3 protein-coding genes and 1 pseudogene are annotated in these 2,509 nt (G+C 64.4%); all 4 read right to left on the bottom strand.

Translation table 11 applies throughout. The annotated features are described in order from the left end of the window. On the bottom strand, positions 1 to 390 hold a 390-nt coding region (locus A2I95_RS31325), incomplete at its 3' end, for an HAD hydrolase-like protein (RefSeq protein WP_291736101.1). Then, positions 387 to 1,433: an RluA family pseudouridine synthase gene (locus tag A2I95_RS31320; protein WP_291736099.1), complete on the bottom strand. Its 1,047-nt coding sequence runs from the start codon at positions 1,431 to 1,433 to the stop codon at positions 387 to 389. The genes A2I95_RS31325 and A2I95_RS31320, both read right to left, overlap by 4 nt. Beyond that, positions 1,430 to 1,810 carry a fluoride efflux transporter CrcB gene (gene crcB, locus A2I95_RS31315; protein WP_027257370.1) on the bottom strand — a complete coding sequence of 127 codons (381 nt, stop codon included), beginning with the start codon at positions 1,808 to 1,810 and terminating at the stop codon, positions 1,430 to 1,432. The genes A2I95_RS31320 and crcB overlap by 4 nt, the downstream gene beginning before the upstream one ends. 155 nt (positions 1,811 to 1,965) lie before the next feature. Continuing rightward, positions 1,966 to 2,509, bottom strand: a pseudogene (locus A2I95_RS31310) (replication-associated recombination protein A); the annotation flags it as partial.

The following is a 2,509-nucleotide window of genomic DNA, read 5'->3' as shown; positions in this document are numbered from 1 at the left end:
ATGCGCCGCAATCAACGCCTCCACCCCGCGCTGGGACTTGCCGGTGGCGACCCCCAGCAGGTATTCCGGAATTGCATTCAGTTCCGCCAGCGCTTCGCGTGCACCAGGATACAGCGGCGAATGCCCGGCCCCCGCCGCCTCACGCGCCAGCATGTAAGAGGACTTGTAGCCCTCAACCAGTGCCTCGACAGTGGCAGCATCCTGACCCGGCGCCAGCTCCCGCATCGCCAGGGGCAGCGACAACCCGACGATGGACAGGATCGCGTCCCGCGGCGGCACGGGCAGGCCCGCGCCTTCAAACGCCTCCGCCATCGCACCTGTGATGGCGCCCTGGCTGTCCGCCAGCGTGCCATCCACATCAAACAGGATCAGCCGCAGCGGTGAACTCACTTCAGATCCTCAAACGGGTCATCCGCCGCCAGGTCCTCGCTCCAGCCGAAGGTGTCCCAGCTGTCTTTCATGTGATCAGGCAAAGGCGCCACCACCGAGACATTCTTGTGGGTCACCGGATGTTCAAACACCATCCGGCGCGCATGCAGATGCAGTTTTTTGGAGATCACCCCGCCAAGCTGCGCACCCCAGCCGTCGCCCAGGTTCTCCTGGCCCGAACCGCCGTATTTGCCATCGCCTGCAATGGGATGGCCCATGCCGGACATATGCGCCCGCAGCTGATGGGTGCGGCCGGTGACCGGCTCCATCGCCACCCAGGCCGCACGGCTGGCCACCCGGTAAAGCGTCGCATAAAGCGTATGCGCCCGCTTGGCGCCGTATGTATCGTCAATGTCCTGCGGATGGACGTTGATCATCTTCTCGCCTTCGCCGCTCTTACCATGCCCCGGCGCCTTCACCAGCCCGTTCTTGATTTCGCCCAGGTAGGGCGTCGGCACACCGGCCACCAAGGCCCAATAGATCTTGCGGGTATTCTTGTGGCGGAAGGCAGCGGTCAGCCCCTGCGCGGCCTTGCGGTTGCGCGCCAGCACCAGAATGCCGGATGTGTCCTTGTCGATCCGGTGCACCAGCTTGGGCTTGTCCTCCAGCCCGAACTTCAGCGCCTCCGCCAGACCGTCCACATGTTTGGTGGTGCCGGAGCCGCCCTGCACCGCCAGGCCTGCGGGCTTGTTCAGCACAATCACGTCGTCGTCGCGGTAAATCACGCAAGACTGGATCATCTTGGCATCGGCGTCGGAAACCCTCATCTCCCGCGGCGCGGCAGGTTTCAGATCGCTGTCCGCCAGCGGCGGCACCCGCACCACCTGCCCGGTCTCGACCCGGGTATTGGCCTTCACCCGGCCACCGTCCAGCCGCAGCTCGCCCTTGCGGCACATCTTCTCAATGCGGCCCTGGTTCACATGCGGAAACAGCCGCCGCAGCCAGCGGTCAATGCGCTGGCCGCCATCGTCTTCGCTGACGGTAATCATCTGAACGCCGCTCATGCGAACACTCCTCTTGCGGCCATCAGGCCCAGAAACAATCCGCCAACCGACAGGCCCACGGACAAACATACGTACAGCGCCGCCTGCCCGAAGGCGCCGCGCTCGATCAGGTTGGCGGTCTCCAAAGAGAACGCCGAGAAGGTGGTGAACCCGCCCAGAAGCCCGGTCATCACCAAGGGGCTGAGGTGGGTCAGACCGCGCATCGCTGCGGCAACCACAAACACCCCCATCAGGAAAGAGCCGATCACATTGACCGTCATCACCGCCACCGGGAAATCGTGATGGCCGAACAGGCGGATAATCCCCAGCCCGGCCAGATAGCGGCACACCGCCCCGATTGCGCCGCCAAGGGCCACCATGGAAACCGAAGACATCATCCCCGTCCTGTCGCGCGGGCGCGCCGGGATGTCAAGTTTTCCCCGTATTGCACCGCTTGCAAGGCTCCGGCCGGGCCGATCCTGCGCGTTCACACCGGCTTCATCTTTTCCCAAATACTCCCGCCGGGGCAGCGGTTTTCCCATGGAAAGCCGCTTTACGTGTTCCGCTTCAGCCTGAGGTTCGCAAAATAATCCGTGCGCCGCTTCAGCTCGCGCTCGAAACCCCGCTCCACCGGCTGATACAGCACCGGGCGCTTCACGCCGTCGGGGAAGTAGTTCTGCCCGGAAAAACCGTCCTCGGCGTCATGGTCATAGGCATAGCCATCGCCATAGCCCTGCTCGGACATCAGCTTGGTCGGTGCGTTCAGGATATGCTTGGGCGGCGGAGCGCTGCCGGTGGTCTTGGCCAGCCGCCGGGCGGCTTTGATGCCCACGTAAACCGCGTTGGATTTCGGCGCCAGCGCCAGATAGACGGCAGCATTGGCCAGCGCCAGCTCGCCCTCCGGGCTGCCAAGGCGCTCATACGTCTGCCAGGCATTGAGGCAGACAGTATTGGCCTGCGGATCGGCCATGCCGATATCTTCGGTCGACATCATCGTCAGCCGCCGGGCCAGAAACCGCGGATCCTCGCCGCCCTCCAGCATCCGCGCCAGCCAGTACAATGCCGCATCCGGGTCGGAGCCGCGGATCGACTTGTGC

It is taken from the genome of Leisingera sp. F5, from assembly GCF_001593695.1.
The sequence above is the reverse complement of the archived record's forward strand: the minus strand, read 5'-3'. Positions and strand labels throughout refer to the sequence as shown.